This is a genomic window from Hymenobacter defluvii (assembly GCF_017589435.1).
GTDB lineage: Bacteria > Bacteroidota > Bacteroidia > Cytophagales > Hymenobacteraceae > Hymenobacter > Hymenobacter profundi.
The window spans coordinates 1-15920 of the sequence record NZ_JAGETX010000014.1; the positions used below are offsets into that span (position 1 = coordinate 1).

General features: G+C 55.0%; 15 protein-coding genes. 4 read left to right on the forward strand and 11 right to left on the reverse strand.

Features of this window, described 5'->3' with window-relative positions; all coding sequences use genetic code 11:
- On the reverse strand, positions 1 to 738 hold a 738-nt coding region (locus J4D97_RS17970; protein WP_208308783.1), incomplete at its 3' end, for a hypothetical protein.
- A 135-nt stretch (positions 739 to 873) separates the two neighbouring features.
- Here J4D97_RS17970 and J4D97_RS17975 point away from each other — a divergent pair.
- Both J4D97_RS17975 and chrA read left to right on the forward strand, forming a co-directional pair.
- A complete protein-coding gene (locus J4D97_RS17975) occupies positions 874 to 1848 on the forward strand; it encodes an isopenicillin N synthase family dioxygenase (protein WP_208308784.1) in 975 nt (324 codons plus the stop codon).
- Between the two features lie 145 nt (positions 1849 to 1993).
- Positions 1994 to 3214: a chromate efflux transporter gene (chrA, locus tag J4D97_RS17980; RefSeq protein ID WP_243900391.1), complete on the forward strand. Its 1221-nt coding sequence runs from the start codon at positions 1994 to 1996 to the stop codon at positions 3212 to 3214.
- A gap of 275 nt (positions 3215 to 3489) precedes the next feature.
- Here the strand turns inward: chrA and rfbA are convergent, their stop codons facing one another.
- From rfbA to prmC, 7 genes are all read right to left on the reverse strand, one after another.
- Positions 3490 to 4356 (reverse strand): glucose-1-phosphate thymidylyltransferase RfbA, encoded by an 867-nt coding sequence (rfbA, locus tag J4D97_RS17985; protein ID WP_208308785.1) that lies wholly within the window; start codon positions 4354 to 4356, stop codon positions 3490 to 3492.
- Positions 4357 to 4449: 93 nt separating this feature from the next.
- Positions 4450 to 5457 carry an SDR family oxidoreductase gene (locus J4D97_RS17990; RefSeq protein ID WP_208308786.1) on the reverse strand — a complete coding sequence of 336 codons (1008 nt, stop codon included), beginning with the start codon at positions 5455 to 5457 and terminating at the stop codon, positions 4450 to 4452.
- A gap of 97 nt (positions 5458 to 5554) precedes the next feature.
- Positions 5555 to 6607: a dTDP-glucose 4,6-dehydratase gene (rfbB, locus tag J4D97_RS17995; protein WP_208308787.1), complete on the reverse strand. Its 1053-nt coding sequence runs from the start codon at positions 6605 to 6607 to the stop codon at positions 5555 to 5557.
- An 88-nt stretch (positions 6608 to 6695) separates the two neighbouring features.
- Positions 6696 to 7718: a UDP-glucose 4-epimerase GalE gene (galE, locus tag J4D97_RS18000; protein WP_208308788.1), complete on the reverse strand. Its 1023-nt coding sequence runs from the start codon at positions 7716 to 7718 to the stop codon at positions 6696 to 6698.
- 132 nt (positions 7719 to 7850) lie between these two features.
- Positions 7851 to 9146 carry a nucleotide sugar dehydrogenase gene (locus J4D97_RS18005; protein WP_208308789.1) on the reverse strand — a complete coding sequence of 432 codons (1296 nt, stop codon included), beginning with the start codon at positions 9144 to 9146 and terminating at the stop codon, positions 7851 to 7853.
- Positions 9147 to 9171: 25 nt separating this feature from the next.
- Positions 9172 to 9807: an acyltransferase gene (locus J4D97_RS18010; RefSeq protein ID WP_208308790.1), complete on the reverse strand. Its 636-nt coding sequence runs from the start codon at positions 9805 to 9807 to the stop codon at positions 9172 to 9174.
- Positions 9808 to 9867: 60 nt separating this feature from the next.
- Positions 9868 to 10752, reverse strand: a complete 885-nt coding sequence (prmC, locus tag J4D97_RS18015) for a peptide chain release factor N(5)-glutamine methyltransferase (RefSeq protein ID WP_208308791.1) — start codon at positions 10750 to 10752, stop codon at positions 9868 to 9870.
- A 143-nt stretch (positions 10753 to 10895) separates the two neighbouring features.
- Between prmC and ribD the strand changes: the two genes are divergently transcribed.
- Together ribD and J4D97_RS18025 are read left to right on the forward strand one after the other, a co-directional pair.
- On the forward strand, positions 10896 to 11975 hold the full coding sequence (gene ribD, locus J4D97_RS18020; protein WP_208308835.1) for a bifunctional diaminohydroxyphosphoribosylaminopyrimidine deaminase/5-amino-6-(5-phosphoribosylamino)uracil reductase RibD: 1080 nt from the start codon (positions 10896 to 10898) through the stop codon (positions 11973 to 11975).
- Positions 11976 to 12076: 101 nt separating this feature from the next.
- On the forward strand, positions 12077 to 12559 hold the full coding sequence (locus tag J4D97_RS18025; RefSeq protein ID WP_208308792.1) for a GAF domain-containing protein: 483 nt from the start codon (positions 12077 to 12079) through the stop codon (positions 12557 to 12559).
- 70 nt (positions 12560 to 12629) lie between these two features.
- Here the strand turns inward: J4D97_RS18025 and J4D97_RS18030 are convergent, their stop codons facing one another.
- The 3 genes from J4D97_RS18030 to J4D97_RS18040 all read right to left on the reverse strand — a co-directional run bounded on the left by J4D97_RS18030 (position 12630) and on the right by J4D97_RS18040 (position 15851).
- Positions 12630 to 13355 carry a hypothetical protein gene (locus J4D97_RS18030; protein ID WP_208308793.1) on the reverse strand — a complete coding sequence of 242 codons (726 nt, stop codon included), beginning with the start codon at positions 13353 to 13355 and terminating at the stop codon, positions 12630 to 12632.
- Between the two features lie 143 nt (positions 13356 to 13498).
- On the reverse strand, positions 13499 to 14182 hold the full coding sequence (locus J4D97_RS18035; RefSeq protein WP_185281929.1) for a phosphatidylserine decarboxylase family protein: 684 nt from the start codon (positions 14180 to 14182) through the stop codon (positions 13499 to 13501).
- A gap of 379 nt (positions 14183 to 14561) precedes the next feature.
- A complete protein-coding gene (locus J4D97_RS18040; protein ID WP_208308794.1) occupies positions 14562 to 15851 on the reverse strand; it encodes a Glu/Leu/Phe/Val family dehydrogenase in 1290 nt (429 codons plus the stop codon).
- Between the last annotated feature and the right edge of the window lie 69 nt (positions 15852 to 15920).

The window sequence follows — 15920 nt, forward strand, 5'->3', positions numbered from 1 at the left end:
GTTCTGCCCCATCGGCAAGCCTTCCATGGTGTAGGGTAGCCATTCCGTCAGCATAAACTCGGAGCCGTTGATGGTGGCGCGCACCTTATTGCCCTCCGGCGACAGAGTCGTATTCACCAGGTAGAAATCCAGCATCACCTTTTTGGTGTCGTTGCCAGAGTACGTGTCTTTCGGGCGGCTATAGAACATGTGCGCCGCCGACAAATCGGCGTTCAGTGGCTGCACAGGCGCCGAACCTACGTTGATAACACGCAGATCATAGGCGCCGCGGTGCTTCAGGCTTTCGTGGTAGGAACGCGAAAGAAACGACAACACAACGTGCTGACCATCGGCTATGTTCTTGGTGAACTCCGTAGTATAGTGCGCCGTGTAGGGCTGGTTATCTACGATGTTGTGAATGTGCTGCCCTTTTTCCGAAACGGCCATTTCGTTGCCAGTCATGCCGCTGCTCATCTTCGTGAGCACAAAGTTGGTCAGGTCGTAATCGAATGCTACAGCGCCGGAGGGGACCGTAGCCCCGGAGGGCGGCGTTTTCAGGCGCATCTGCGCCTCGGGGTATTTAGGAGAGTCGTCGAACGGAGTTAGGCGGATGCCGTTTTTCTCCATCGCCGCCATGGTCGGGGAAGTAACCGTTTCGGCCGTGCTCTGCGAAGTACCCTCCGTTTGCTGGCGAGTCGTGTCGCAGGCGCCCAATGCGAGTAACAGGGAACCGCCTAGTAGAAAAGCAGATGCTTTCATAGGTGAAATGGTAAGGATATTGAAAACTACCGAATCGTATATCCGGCTGCGCCCCACCCCGGGACGACGTGCGATTTTTTTGAGTACTTTGCGCAAGTACGTAACCATTGCTCAAAAGTATATCAATTTTCCGCTATGGACCCAACATTGCTGGAAGAAATTCCATCGCTCGACCTGGCTGATTTCCGTTCCGGCGACCCGGAGCGCAAGGCCCGCTTCGTGCAGCAGCTCGGCGAAGCCTACCAAAACATCGGCTTCGTTGCGCTCAAAAACCATGGCCTGACCGACGAACAGACCACCAAGCTGTACAACGACGTACAAGCTTTCTTTTCACTTCCCGACGAGGTGAAGCAACGCTACGAGAAGCCAGAACTGGCCGGACAGCGGGGCTACATCGGCAAAGGCAAAGAGCACGCTAAGGGCCGCAACACCGGCGACCTGAAGGAATTTTTCCACGTGGGCCAAGAGGTGGACGACCCTACCGACCCGGTAGCGCAGGAGTATCCCGACAATATCTGGCCTGCTGAAGTTCCCGGCTTTGCCCAGCACACCACAGCCGCCTATAAAACGCTGGAAGCAGCGGGCAAAGATGTACTGCGTGCCATTGCGCTCTACCTGGAGCTGCCCGAGAACTACTTCGACGACAAAGTAAAGAACGGCAACAGCATCCTGCGCCAGATTCACTACTTCCCCATCGAAAACCCCGACGCGGTACCCGCTGATGCGGTGCGCGCCGCCGAGCATGGCGACATCAACCTGATTACCTTGCTGATGGGCGCCTCGGCCGACGGCCTGCAAGTGCTGCGCCGCGATGGTAAGTGGATTCCTATCACGGCCCTACCCGACCAGATTGTGGTGAACGTGGGCGACATGCTCCAGCGCCTCACCAACGGCGTGCTCCGTAGCACCATCCACCGCGTGGTGAACCCACCCCGCGAGAAGATGAACTCCTCACGCTACTCGGTGCCTTTCTTTATGCACCCGCGCTCTGAAATGAGCCTGGCTGCGCTGGAAAGCTGCGTTACACCAGAAAACCCCAAGCAGCAACCCGATGTGACGGCTGGTGAATTCCTGAACGAACGCCTGATTGAGCTGGGCCTGAAGAAGTAAACCCTTCAGGTTAGCAGAGTAGTATAGTTGCCAGTGAGCAGAGGATTACCCGCCTACTCACTGGCAACTCTTTTTTGGGTCCGGATAACTTTTCCTACCCCCTATCCGAATACTGCACCACGTGTAACGCATAACCGGCACTGCATTGGAAGAGGTTCAGCTGGCACCGCACCCACGCCGTGGCCAACGCACCCGGCGGGTACGGGGCCTTATTTTTCTGAAGGATGTAGCCGCCCTCAGCCTGTCGTCGTTTGGCGGGCCGCAGGCGCACATTGCCATGATGATGCGCCTGCTGGTGGAGAAACGCCGCTACCTTACCACCGCCGAACTGCTGGAAATATCGGCACTGTGCCAGATTTTGCCGGGTCCGGCCTCTACACAGACTATCACGGCCATCGGGTTTCGGCTAGGAGGCCCCAACCTAGCCTATCTCACGGCTTTGCTCTGGGTATTGCCTTCGGTAGTCATCATGACCGTAGCCGGCATCAGCATCAGTTATCTGGACAAGAGTTTGGTCGCCAGATTAATGCAGTATATCCAGCCCGTGGCGGTAGGGTTTGTTTTTTATTCGGCCTATAAGATTGGCCGCAAGGTAGTCCAAACCAAAACTTCCACGGCTCTGATTGTAGCATCTGCGCTGATAGCCTATTTCTTTCAGTTGCCGTGGGTACTACCTCTGCTTTTACTTATTGGCGGGCTCATTACCACCTTTCGTTACCGTAACCTACCCCAGCAAGAAAAAAAGACGCTGCAAATTGAGTGGGCCAACGGGATTCTGTGGTTAGCAGTCCTGCTGGTAGCGGCTGTCGTAGGCTCTTATACCAAGCTACTACCCGTGCGGTTGTTCGAAAACTTCTACCGCAACAGCAGCTTGGTTTTTGGTGGTGGACAGGTGCTGGCACCGCTTTTCTACGCCGAATTTGTGGAGTTTAAGCACTATTTGAGTGGTCCTGAGTTTCTTTCGGGTTACGGCCTGACGCAGGCGCTACCTGGCCCCAACTTTTCACTGGCTGCTTACATTGGCGCTCTGGCTATGCGCACCGGAGGCTATGGCTTGAGTGGGCAGTTACTAGGAGCAGCTGTAGGAGCCGTGGGTATTTTCCTTCCCGGTACTCTACTGATTTTCTTTGCTATTCGCTTCTGGGACCACTTGAAACAGTACCGCGTGGTACAGGCCTCACTAGAGGGCATCAATGCTGTAGCGGCGGGTCTGGTGTGGGCGGCAGCCTTGTTGCTCTATCATCCCCTACCTGATACCACTATCAATATTGTGCTGGTAGTAGCGACTTTTTTGGTGCTGCTTTGGGAGAAGATACCATCCTACATACTTGTAGGCGTTGCGCTGGTAGCAGGTGTTCTCTTTTGAAGTAGTAGATGCCTAAGCTCAAAGCTATTTCGTCCAATTTTAATGTAACCACGTCTACTGTAGTAGTACCTACACCTATCAAACAATCTGTTGACAGAAAGATATTTGAGTTAATTCCGAGTATCGTTGGATCTATGTTTATAGAAGTAAAAGTGCTACAAGCAGGTAGATACTATCAGCTTGCATGAAATCCTCCTAGACATGAAAAAAACTTCCGCTTGCTGCCACATAATGCGGTAGTAAGCGGAAGTTTTTACTTCACATAGGGCGCAGGACTACAGTAGCTCTGGCAGGTTAAGCAAGTAGTCGCCGTAGCCGCTCTTGCGCAACGGAGTAGCAATAGTACGCAGTTGTTCAGCATCGATAAAACCTTGGCGATAAGCTACCTCTTCGATAGCGCCCACCTTCAGGCCTTGGCGTTGCTCAATCACACGTACAAACTCGCCTGCCTGCATCAGGCTCTCGAAGGTGCCCGTGTCGAGCCAAGCGGTGCCGCGGCCCAGGATACCTACCTGTAGCTTACCGCGCCGCAGGTACTCTTGGTTCACATCGGTGATTTCGTACTCACCTCGAGGACTAGGCTCCAGGTTTTTGGCGATTTCCACTACGTCGTTGTCGTAGAAATAGAGGCCAGGCACGGCGTAGTTGCTCTTTGGATTGGCTGGCTTTTCCTCAATGCTGAGGGCCTTTTTGTTTTCGTCGAACTCTACCACGCCGTAGCGCTCGGGGTCGTGCACGTGGTAGGCATACACCACGCCGCCATCGGGGCTATTGTTCGATTTCAACAGCTCTTCCATGCCTTCACCATAGAAGATATTATCGCCTAGTACCAAGGCTACCTTGTCATCCCCAATAAAATCAGCCCCCAGCACAAACGCCTGCGCTAATCCGTTGGGCACCTCCTGCACCACGTATTCAAAGCGGCAGCCAATGTTCTGGCCGTCGCCGAGCAATTTTTTGAACTGTGCCTGGTCGTGAGGCGTAGTGATAATCAGAATTTCCCGAATCCCGGCCATCATTAGCACCGACAGGGGGTAGTAAATCATGGGCTTATCATACACTGGCATCAACTGTTTAGAAACAGCCAGCGTGAGCGGGTGCAGACGAGTGCCGGAGCCGCCGGCGAGGATAATGCCTTTCATAGTAGGTAGGGGCGCCTTGCAGGCGCTCATTGTTACTGGTGTTGTTGATAAATCATTGGTCATCGTTCAACGACGTGCGCGTGCAACGCGTCCCTACGACCGTTCTGCAATAAACTCTTGGTGCGTTCTAAACCACGCCAACGTCTGCTGCAAACCTTCTCGAATACGAATCTTTGGATCATAACCGAGTAACGTTTGGGCTTTGCTGATGTCGGCCAGCGAATCGCGGATGTCGCCGATGCGGTCGGGGCCGTACTCAGGAGTAATATTAGAGCCAGCTTCTTCCTTCAGAATGTTGAATAGATCATTCAAGGAAGTGCGGTCGGCTACAGCAATATTATAGACTTGGTTTACAGCCTCTTTATTATCGACCAGCGCAGCCTTGATGTTGGCCTGCACACAGTTTTCCACAAAAGTGAAGTCGCGGGTTTGGCCACCGTCACCATTCATGCGGGGTGGACGAGCCTCCAATACGGCATCAATAAACAGCGGAATTACGGCGGCATACGCTCCGTTGGGGTCCTGGCGTGGGCCGAAGATGTTGAAGTAGCGCAAGCCTATCAGCTCCATTCCGTAGGTTTTGCCAAATACATCAGCGTACAGCTCGTTCACGTATTTGGTGACGGCGTAAGGCGAGAGGGGCTTACCGATGCGGTCTTCTACCTTGGGTAGGGCCTTATGGTCCCCATAAGTCGACGACGACGCTGCGTACACAAAGCGCTTCACATTAGCCTCTTTGGCAGCTACCAGCATATTCACAAAACCACCCACGTTCACGTCGTTGCTCGTGATGGGGTCGTTAATAGAGCGCGGTACCGAACCAAGCGCTGCCTGGTGGAGCACTATATCAATACCCTGGCAGGCGTCGCGGCAGGTTTCTGGGTCACGAATATCGCCTTCAATGACACGCAAAGCCGGATTATCCTGAAACAGCGCCACATTCTTACGGAAGCCGTTAGAGAAATTATCCAGCACACGCACCTCTTTGGCGCCGTACTTTAGTAAGTATTCTACCAGATTGGAGCCGATAAACCCAGCGCCACCTGTTACGAGGAAGGCCAGAGTATCGAGCGGCTGGGTATGGAAAGGAGTTTCGTACATAAGGTCGTAGAGGCGCCTTGCGGGCGCCCGTCGTTGAACGATAAGGTAGGCGTCGCTCAACGAAAATCGTTCAACGACGGGCGCCCGCAAGGTGCCCCTACCGCGTATACTGCTTCAGGTAGTAGTCCTGGTATGCGCCGCTGGTCACATGGTCGAGCCATTCCTGGTTCTCGAGGTACCAGTCCACCGTTTGGCTCAGGCCCTGCTCAAACGTTACAGAAGGTTTCCAGCCCAGCTCATTCATAATTTTGGAGCTGTCGATGGCGTAGCGCAGGTCGTGGCCAGCACGGTCGGTTACGAAGGTGATGAGCTGGCGCGATGTGCCCTGCGGCTTGCCGGTTTTCTCATCCAGCGTGTCGCAGAGTAGATTGATCAGCTCGATGTTTTGCCACTCGTTCACGCCTCCAATGTTGTAGGTTTCGCCTACCTTCCCTTGGTGGAATACGGCGTCGATGGCAGTGGCGTGATCTTTCACGAATAGCCAGTCGCGTACGTTTTCGCCTTTGCCGTACACAGGCACCGGCTGCCCGGTACGGATGCGGTGGATGGCCAGCGGAATCAGCTTCTCAGGGAAGTGGTTCGGCCCGTAGTTGTTGGAGCAATTGCTCAGCTTCACCGGCATATGGTAGGTGTGGTGCCAAGCCCGTACAAAGTGGTCCGACGATGCCTTAGAGGCCGAATAAGGCGAGCGAGGGTCGTAGGAGGTTTCTTCGGTGAACATCTCCGGCCCAATTTCCAGCGAGCCGTACACCTCGTCAGTGCTCACGTGGTAGAACACGTTGCCTTCGTAGCCTTTGGGCTTCCAGAGGTTTTTGGCCGCGTTCAGCAGGTGCACAGTGCCCAGCACGTTGGTTTTCACGAAGGCCAGCGGGTCGGTGATGCTGCGGTCTACGTGCGACTCAGCGGCGAGGTGAATCACGGCATCAGGCTCCTCGGTAGCAAACAGATGGTCTACAAACGCTTGGTCCGTGATGTCGCCTTTCACTAGGCGATAATTGGGTTTGTCCTCAATATCGCGCAGGTTTTCCAGATTGCCAGCGTAGGTTAACGCGTCCAGGTTCAGAATCTGATACTCCGGGTACTTGTTTACGAACAGCCGTACTACGTGCGACCCAATGAATCCGGCTCCGCCAGTGATGATAATTTTCATGTGCTTATTATACTGATTTTTGATGTGCTGATATGCTTTTTTTTGATGTACTCCTGAGGAATTTTCCGCGCATGAGCACATCAACAAATCAACTCATTAAACTTTGCTGCCATTTCCAGGAGCTAGTTAGGGCCTCAGCCAGGGTAGCAGTGGTTTGGAAACCCAGCTCATTAGTGGCTTTCGTTACGTCGGCATAAATAGCGGGCACGTCGCCGGCGCGAGCGGGGCCAATAGCGTAGTTCAGCTTTACGCCGGTGGCCTCTTCAAACGTTTTTACAACCTCCAGCACTGAGTTGCCGTGACCTGTACCCACGTTGAATGTTTCTACCTTCTCGCCGGTGCCATCCAGCAGGCGCTGCACGGCGACCACGTGCGCCTTGGCCAAATCTACCACATGCACGTAGTCGCGGATGTTGGTACCGTCGGGCGTGTCGTAGGTGTCGCCAAAAATCGTGAGCTTCTCGCGGATGCCAGCGGCGGTTTGGGTGATGAAGGGCACCAGGTTATTGGGCACGCCTAGTGGCAGCTCTCCAATCTTGGCCGACTCGTGCGCACCAATGGGGTTGAAGTAGCGCAGCAGAATGGTGCGCAACGTGCTACCCGGCGCAGCCGCTGTATCGGTCAGGATATCTTCGCAGATTTTCTTCGTGTTGCCGTAGGGCGAAGTAGCTGGCTTTGTGGGCGTTTGTTCCGTTACCGGCAGCTGATCGGGAATACCGTACACGGTGCAGGAGGAGGAGAATACCAGGTTGCTGAGCCCAAACTCTGCCATTACCTGCAACAGTGTCACTAAAGAGCCTACGTTGTTGTGGTAGTATGCCAAGGGCTTCTGCACCGACTCGCCTACAGCTTTGAACGCCGCAAAGTGAATAATGCCTTGCATATCCTTCTCCCGGTTGAATACATCGCGCAGAGCGGCAGCATCGCCACAGTCGATGCGGTAGCTGGGAATGGCTACCCCTAGAATCGACTGGATGCCATCCAGCACCGACTCTTGCGAATTGCTAAAGTCATCGACGATAATCGGCTGATAGCCGGCATTGTACAACTCTACTACCGCATGCGAGCCAATGTAGCCCGCGCCGCCCGTTACGAGTATTTTGGTGCGCATATAATGGTGAAATGGTGAGTGGTGAAATGGTGCGTTTGATGTTTCAGTGAGTAGACTCTGTTGGCAAGACTAGCCGTTTAACTTACATAAGTAAAACGTTAAACTCACCTTTTCACTACTCACTATCTCACCTTAAAGGCTCCAGTAAGTGAGTTCCTGAATTTTGTTGCGGTAGAGGCCTTTGATGTCGACCAGCACAGCGTTGTCGGCGGTGATGGATTGGAAATAGGCTTCGTCTTTGGCGAGGTAGGGGGTATGGCTAACGGCCACAATCACGCCGTCGTAGTCCTGGCGTACCTCGGCTTCGGGTGTGAGGCGGAAGCCGTATTCGTGGTTCAGCTCTTCGGAGTCGGCGTGCGGGTCTACAATGTCTACGTTCACCGAGAAGTTTTTCAACTCCTGAATGACGTCGGCTACCTTGGAGTTGCGAATGTCTTCCACGTTTTCTTTGAAGGTAGCGCCCATCACCAGCACCCGGCTTTTCGACACGTCCTTGCCCTGCTTGATCATCATCTGCACCGTTTTGCGCGCGATGTAGGCGCCCATCGTGTCGTTGGTGGTGCGGCCGCTCAAGATAACCTTGGCGTCGTAGCCTAACTCTTTGGCCTTATAGGTCAGATAGTAAGGATCCACGCCGATGCAGTGGCCGCCTACCAAGCCAGGGAAGAACTTCAGGAAGTTCCACTTGGTGCCGGCCGCTTCCAGCACCTCGTAGGTGTTAATGTTCATGCGGTCGAAAATCATCGACAACTCATTCATCAACGCAATATTTACGTCGCGCTGGGTATTTTCGATGATCTTGGCAGCCTCGGCCACCTTGATACTGCTGGCGCGATGCACGCCGGCCGTTACCACCAGCTCGTAGAGCTTGGCAATGGTATCCAACGATTCCGCGTCGCAGCCCGATACCACCTTCACAATGCGGGCCAGGGTGTGCTCCTTATCGCCGGGGTTGATGCGCTCGGGCGAATAGCCTACCTTAAAATCCTGGGGGAACGATAGCCCTGACAGCTTTTCCATCACCGGAATGCAGTCTTCCTCGGTGCAGCCGGGGTACACAGTGCTTTCAAACACCACGTAATCACCCTTCTTCAACACTTTACCTACCGAAGTAGAAGCGCCCAACAAGGGCTTCAAGTCGGGTTGGGCGTGCTCGTCAATGGGGGTAGGCACGGCCACGATGAAGAAGCGAGCCTCGCGCAACACATCCAGCGAATCGGTGAAGGTGATGTCGCAGCCCTCAAAATCCTGCGTCTCCAACTCCCCACTGGGGTCGATGCCGTTGCGCATCATCTCCACGCGGCCGGCATTGATATCAAAGCCAATGACGCTGAGCTTGCGGGCAAACTCCAGCGCGATGGGCAACCCTACGTAGCCGAGGCCAATAACGGCCAGCTTAGCTTCTTTACGGAGTAGTTCGTCGTACACGTTTGTAGAAATTATGAATTATGAATTATGAATTAGGAATGGATGCGTTGGGAACCTCGCTTTCCTGATTCATAAGGGCTACTGATTTTTTATCGGGGTGTAACTGATACTGCGCGCCGCTTTCGGGGCACACGGCGTGGCCGTCGGCAGTGAAGTGCAGTTGGTGGCCATGGGCGCTCATCCAGCCGCGCTGCCGAGCCGGATTACCGTATACCAGAGCAAAAGCGGGTACGTCGTGGGTAACCACACTGCCCGCGCCCACAAACGCGTAGCAGCCCAATCGCAAGCCGCACACAATTGTGCTGTTGGCGCCTACCGTTACGCCGTGCTCCAACACGGTAGGCAGGTAGTGGGCGTCGCCGCGGCGGGGCACGGCGCTTCGCGGATTCTTGACGTTGGTGAACACCACCGATGGTCCCAGAAACACGTCGTCGGCGCACTGCACGCCGGCGTAGAGGCTCACGTTGTTCTGCACCTTCACGTTGCGTCCCAGCGTCACGCCATCGGCAACAAACACGTTTTGGCCCAGGCTGCACGCCTCGCCCAACACCGCCCCGGCCGATATATGCGTGAAGTGCCAGATGCGGCAGCCAGCGCCCACGCGACACCCGTCGTCGAGGACGGCGGTAGGGTGGGCGTAGTAATCAGGCTGATCGATCATGCCAGGGGAAAGAGAAGCGCAGGATAGCAGGCAGCAAAGGTAGCGGTTTTCGTGGGCCGCTCAGCACAAACCGGGCCACGTGGCTGGTGCTACGGCACTCACAAATCGGTCTTTACCGAACAAATCGGCGTGTACATGGGCTTGTTGATAGCCTACGGCGGCCAGCGCGGCGGCCACGGCGTGCATATACTGCTCGTTGCCTTCTACATACAACATGCCGCCGGGACGGAGCAGTTGGCACCCTACCTCAGCCAGACGGTGGTAGAATAGCAGCGGGTCATCGTCGGGGACGAACAGGGCCGAGGCGGGCTCATGCGCCAGCACGTTGGGCCTCATCAAGGTTTTCTCTTTCTCCAATACATAGGGCGGATTGCTGACCAGCACATCCAGAGAATGCGCTTCTACTTTCGGCAAATTATGCAGGATATCTACTTGCTGAAAGTCAATAGCAGCTTGATAGGTAGCGGCATTCTGACGCGCTACGGCCAGGGCTTCCGCCGAAATATCTACCGCCGTGAGGTAGGCGCCGGGCAAATGCTGGCTGAGTGCCACGGGAATGCAGCCGCTACCCGTGCCCACATCCAGAATCCGCAAACCCGGCTGCCGCTGTTGAGCCCGGATGATGAGTTGGACCAACTCCTCGGTCTCGGGGCGCGGAATGAGGGTAGCAGGCGTCACGGCCAACTCCAGATCGTAGAAATGCGCCTGGCCCAGCACGTACTGCACAGGCTCGTGGCGGAGCAGGCGGGCCAGTAGGGTAGGCACTTGCTCGGCTACGGCGGCGGGAACCGGCGCCTCGGCTTGCATTCGGCGTTGCAAGGGGCTCAGATGCAGCAGGGTTTCTACCACCAGCGCGGCCATAGCCTCGGCTTCGGGCGCGGGATACAGGGCCGCAAGTTGGGCCGTGAGGTCGAGGGTGAGTTGACGGACGGTGGGAGTGGGCACAAGCAGAATACGCAGTGGGACGAGCGCAAATATCCGAAATCCAACTGGGAGGCCACCAAGCTCAACGGTAGCATCTCCGGCCGGATCTGCCTACCTTGCTTCTGTTCTCCCCGCCCTGTTTGCCACTACCCACCCTGTTGCTCATGACCACTCAGGCAGTATCTGCTACTTCTCCACCTTTCACAGACTTTGACCACCTGATGATGCGTCGGGCGCTGGACTTGGCGCGCATGGGTACCGGCTACACCCGCCCAAACCCGCTGGTGGGCTGCGTTATCACCCACAACGGCCGCATTATTGGGGAAGGCTGGCACCGGCAATACGGCGGGCCGCACGCCGAGGTAAACGCGGTGGCCTCCGTTACGGAGCCACACTTGCTCCCACAGAGCCGCGCCTACGTCACGCTGGAACCCTGCTCGCATTTTGGCAAAACGCCGCCCTGCGCCGATTTGCTGATTGCCAAGGGTATTCCGGAGGTAGTGATCTGCAACCTCGACCCTAATCCGCTGGTGGCGGGCCAGGGCGTGACCAAGCTAGAAGCGGCCGGCATCCGCGTTAGTGCGGGCTTGCTGGCTGAGCAGGGGCGCTGGCTGAACCGGCGTTTCTTCACGTTTCAGGAGCAGAAACGGCCTTATGTGGTGCTGAAATGGGCTGAAACGGCCGATGGCTTCCTGGCCGGGCGCTTTCACCAGCCCGTGCAGATTAGTGGGGAGCTGGCGGGACTAGCCGTGCACCAGTGGCGGGCCGAGGAGCAGGCCATTTTGGTAGGCACCCGCACAGCTTTGCACGACAACCCCCGGCTAAACGTGCGCCACTGGCCCGGCCAAGACCCGCTGCGCATTGTCATCGACAAAAATCTGAGCCTGCCTCCTACCCACCATTTACTTGATTGCCAGCAGTCTACCCTGGTGTATACCTACCGCCACCGCGACACGCGCGGCAACCTCGGCTACGTGACGCTTTCCGAGGCCGACGACCTGTTTCCGCAGATTATGCAGAACCTGTACCAGCGCAACGTGCAGTCGGTATTGGTGGAGGGCGGGCCTACGGTGCTGGAGTCGTTGTTGCAGGATGGGCTGTGGGACGAAATCCGGGTGATACGCAGTCCGAAGCAGTTGGGGGCCGGGGTGGCGGCTCCGCGCATGGGTTTTGTGGGGCTGCACGAGCAATTTCGGCTGGGCGACGATGAAGTGTTCGTTTATTTGCGGGAGCCAAATGCCTGAACGTTGTTTCTCGCAGAGGTTCGCGGAGGTAGTCGCTGAGGTTCGCAGAGCATAGTCAGCCCGCCTAACCGTTCACAATTCAACACTTAACACTTCCAACTGTGGCTGAAGAACTTCACCTTGATACTACCCTCAGCAAAGCGGAGCAATACCGCCAGCTCCTACCCCAAATCGAAGCCCTGACTACTGGCGAGCCGGACCTGACTGCCAACCTCGCCAACACGGCCGCCGCACTGCGCCAGGCCTTCGGGTTTTTCTGGGTAGGGTTCTACCTAGTAAAAGGCGACGAGCTGGTGCTGGGGCCGTTTCAGGGGCCCATTGCTTGCACGCGCATCCGGCGCGGCAAGGGCGTGTGCGGCAGTAGCTGGGCCGAAGCCAAAACATTACTGGTGCCCGACGTGGAGCAGTTTCCCGGCCACATCGCGTGCAGTTCCGATTCTAAATCCGAAATCGTAGTGCCCGTACTGAAAGACGGCCATGTAGTAGCTGTGCTCGACGTGGACAGCGACCAGCTTAACGACTTCGACCAAGACGACCAACAGGCGCTGGAGCAGTTGATGCAGGTAGCGGCCGGGTGGTTTTAGGCTGTCATTTTGAACAATGCGAGGAATCTGAGTAGGAAATTGTTTTTGCGCTAATACGCCACAAGCTTCCTTACTTCCAGAACATCCACCAGCTTTTTCTACCAGGCTTATCGGTTTTAAGTGTTAGTACACCTGAATCAGAAAGGGTATACAGGGTTGCTGGATGACTATAAGTAGCAACAGCCGCAGTTGGCACATACCAATTTGTAATGTTTTCGACTGGCAAACTCTTGCGTTCAGCTGCATTCCGTTTGTCTATATATTCTACTTCGTAGTCGGATAGTCGTGGTCGTAACTGAATTGTCCCTGCTTCCAACCAATTCAAAATACGCTTGGCCTCTTGTTCTACTGCGGGATAAAATTGCTTTATGTATTTCTGCTTCTGTAGCGCCGGAATATTTTCCCATACAGCACTCTCCTCCCAAACAAAGTCACGGCCTGCTACCATACCGTAGGTAAAACCCAAATCTTCTAAAAAAGAATAACCGTCACTCCACCAATCATAGCTATCAACAAGTGCCGTCAGCACTTCATCGGCATTAGCATAATTGATTATTTTTTGAAGTATCTGCTTTAACTCCTCAGTATATACCTGCCCACAGTCTATGTACTTATCCAACAACTTTTTTAAGTTGTGGAGAGCTACTCTGTCTTTGTAATTCAAACTAATTAGTTCGAAGTAATCATCTGAATCAAGGACTTTTTCTAATTCTGAAGTAGCATAAACCCACGCTTCAAAATCAGGCACGGCTAATTTCTTCGCTAATACTAGATGAAATGCCTTCTGTATTTCCATAGGATTAAGATAACAAAAGCGCCGCAGCCTCCCGAAGAAGCTGCGGCGCTTTTGCTACACAGATAAAGCTACTGTGGAAAATAAGTTGCTAGCATACGAAGCGGTAGAAATGCTTCAACAGGCTCAGCATGGCGTTCTACGCGTTAGCTAAACAAGCCCGGCTGCGCTACCTTCAATTGCGCAATGACCGTTTGGCCGCCTTTCACCTTTTCGCCCAGCCCTACCTTCAGCTCTGTGTCCAGCGGCACGAAGATGTCGACGCGGGAGCCGAACTTGATGAAGCCGAACTCCTCGCCCTGGTTTACCTCATCGCCTTCGTTCACGTACCATACAATGCGGCGGGCCATGGCGCCGGCAATCTGCCGGAACAGCACAAACGGTCCGGCATCGGACTCTACCACCACGGTGGTACGCTCGTTTTTGGTGCTGCTCTTGGGGTGCCACGCTACTAAGTAGTTGCCGGGGTGGTAGCGGAAGTAGCGCACAATCCCCGAAATAGGATTGCGGGTAATGTGCACGTTGATGGGCGACATGAAAATGCTGATTTGCTTGCGCATGTCGTCAAAATACTCGCCCTCGTGCACATCCTCAATCACTACTACCTTGCCGTCGGCGGGAGCAATGAGTAGGTCTTCGTGGGTGAGCAAGTTGCGGAAGGGGCTGCGGAAGAATTGCAGCAGCAACAGGAATACAATAACGGAGATACCCGCAAAAATCTGGTTGAACAGCAGGTGACGCTCGTTCACGCGGAAGAGCAACAGGTTGACGGCCAGCAAGGCCAACAAGGTGAAGAATAGTATGCGTCGTCCTTCTTTGTGAATCTTCATATCATCGCAGATTTTGCAGATTGGCCTGATTTCGCAGCATCGGCGTCAGTAGACCAATAAAGGCGGGCAGCGGGTGTTTTGGGTGGAAAACGAGAGAATGAGGCAAAATAGGCTAAATCCTTCACAAAGATAGCCCGACCGAAGTGGTCCGGGCTATTCTTACACACAAATATAAACGTGTGGCTATAGGGACGGCGGCGCGTCGTCGAAGGTTGCGTCTCTATTCGTAGAGACTACTCAAGCAAGAAAACTTAAAACCAGAACGTCATTCCGAATTGGTCGAGGAATCTCGCGCGCTGACAAAAGATAGTATCCTACCTCAGCACGCGAGATTCCTCGACCAGTTCGGAATGACGTTCTGGTTTTAAACGGCTACACCCTAGTACGCGCCGCGGAATTTATACGTTTGCGCTACCTTGTCAATGGCTACCACGTAGGCGGCAATACGCATGGGCACTTCGTGCTTCTGCGCCACGGCGTACACCTTCTCGAAGGCTTCGGTCATGATGCGGCTGGCGCGTTCAATCACCATCTGCTCGCTCCACTTGTAGCCCTGGCGGTTCTGAATCCACTCGAAGTAGGAAACCGTGACGCCGCCGGAGTTCGCCAGAATATCGGGTACTACTAGAATGCCTTTCTCATTGATAATGGGGTCGGCGGAGGCGGAGGTAGGACCGTTGGCGCCTTCCACAATCAGCTTGGCCTTGATATCGTGGGCGTTGTGCTCGGTGATGACGTCCTCTACGGCGGCAGGCACCAGCATATCTACATCCGAAATTAGCAAGTCATCGGGGTCCATAGGAGTAGCGCCCGTGAAGCCTGCCAAACGACCATTGTGCGCGTTTTTGTAGGCAATTGCCTCGTCGATGTCAATACCCTCTTCATTCCAATAGGCGCCGCTGATGTCGCTTACACCTTTGATTTTCACGCCTTTCTCGTTGAGCAGCTTCGCGGCCCACGAGCCAACGTTGCCAAAGCCCTGCACCACAGCAGTGGTGTTTTCGGGCTTCATGCTCAGCTTACTCAGTGCTGCAACAGCCGATACCATTACGCCACGGCCGGTGGCCTCTACCCTACCCAACGAGCCGCCCAGCACCAGGGGCTTGCCCGTAACCACGGCCGGTGAGGTTTTGCCGGAGGTCTTGGAGTATTCGTCCATCAGCCAAGCCATTTCGCGGGGGCCAGTGCCCATATCGGGGGCCGGAATGTCTTTATCGGGGCCGAAAACGTCTTTCAGGGCCAGCGTGTAGCCGCGGGTGAGGCGCTCAATTTCGCCGGCGCTCATGGTGGTAGGGTCGCAGATGATGCCGCCTTTGGCACCACCATACGGAATGTCTACCACGGCGCATTTCCAGGTCATCCAGGCGGCCAGGGCCTTCACCTCATCAAGGTGCACGTGCATGTCGTAGCGGATGCCGCCTTTGCTGGGACCCAGAATGGTGTTGTGCACCACGCGGTAGCCTTCAAACACGCGCACTTGCCCGTTGTCCATCGTAACGGGGATGCTGACAATCACCTGCTTATCAGGCGCTTTCAGCACGTTATAAGTTTGTTCATCGAGCCCGAGAATGTTGGCCGCTACGTTGAAGCGCGACATCATGGACTCAAGCGGATTTTCGCGGTCCACAATCGGGGCCGGCTCTTTGTATACCGTGGTCAGAACTGCCATGGAAGTAAGAAAAAAAGGGTGGGTGGGTAGGAAAACGTGACGCCTCGTTGCTGGGGGCTGAGACGACAC

Excerpts from the sequence above, each read along its gene's own strand:
- J4D97_RS17975 (WP_208308784.1), top strand. The coding sequence starts at position 874 with ATGGACCCAACATTGCTGGAAGAAATTCCATCGCTCGACCTGGCTGAT.
- rfbA (WP_208308785.1), bottom strand. The coding sequence starts at position 4,356 with ATGAAAGGCATTATCCTCGCCGGCGGCTCCGGCACTCGTCTGCACCCG.
- J4D97_RS17990 (WP_208308786.1), bottom strand. The coding sequence starts at position 5,457 with ATGTACGAAACTCCTTTCCATACCCAGCCGCTCGATACTCTGGCCTTC.
- rfbB (WP_208308787.1), bottom strand. The coding sequence starts at position 6,607 with ATGAAAATTATCATCACTGGCGGAGCCGGATTCATTGGGTCGCACGTA.
- galE (WP_208308788.1), bottom strand. The coding sequence starts at position 7,718 with ATGCGCACCAAAATACTCGTAACGGGCGGCGCGGGCTACATTGGCTCG.
- J4D97_RS18010 (WP_208308790.1), bottom strand. The coding sequence starts at position 9,807 with ATGATCGATCAGCCTGATTACTACGCCCACCCTACCGCCGTCCTCGAC.
- ribD (WP_208308835.1), top strand. The coding sequence starts at position 10,896 with ATGACCACTCAGGCAGTATCTGCTACTTCTCCACCTTTCACAGACTTT.
- J4D97_RS18030 (WP_208308793.1), bottom strand. The coding sequence starts at position 13,355 with ATGGAAATACAGAAGGCATTTCATCTAGTATTAGCGAAGAAATTAGCC.
- J4D97_RS18035 (WP_185281929.1), bottom strand. The coding sequence starts at position 14,182 with ATGAAGATTCACAAAGAAGGACGACGCATACTATTCTTCACCTTGTTG.
- J4D97_RS18040 (WP_208308794.1), bottom strand. The coding sequence starts at position 15,851 with ATGGCAGTTCTGACCACGGTATACAAAGAGCCGGCCCCGATTGTGGAC.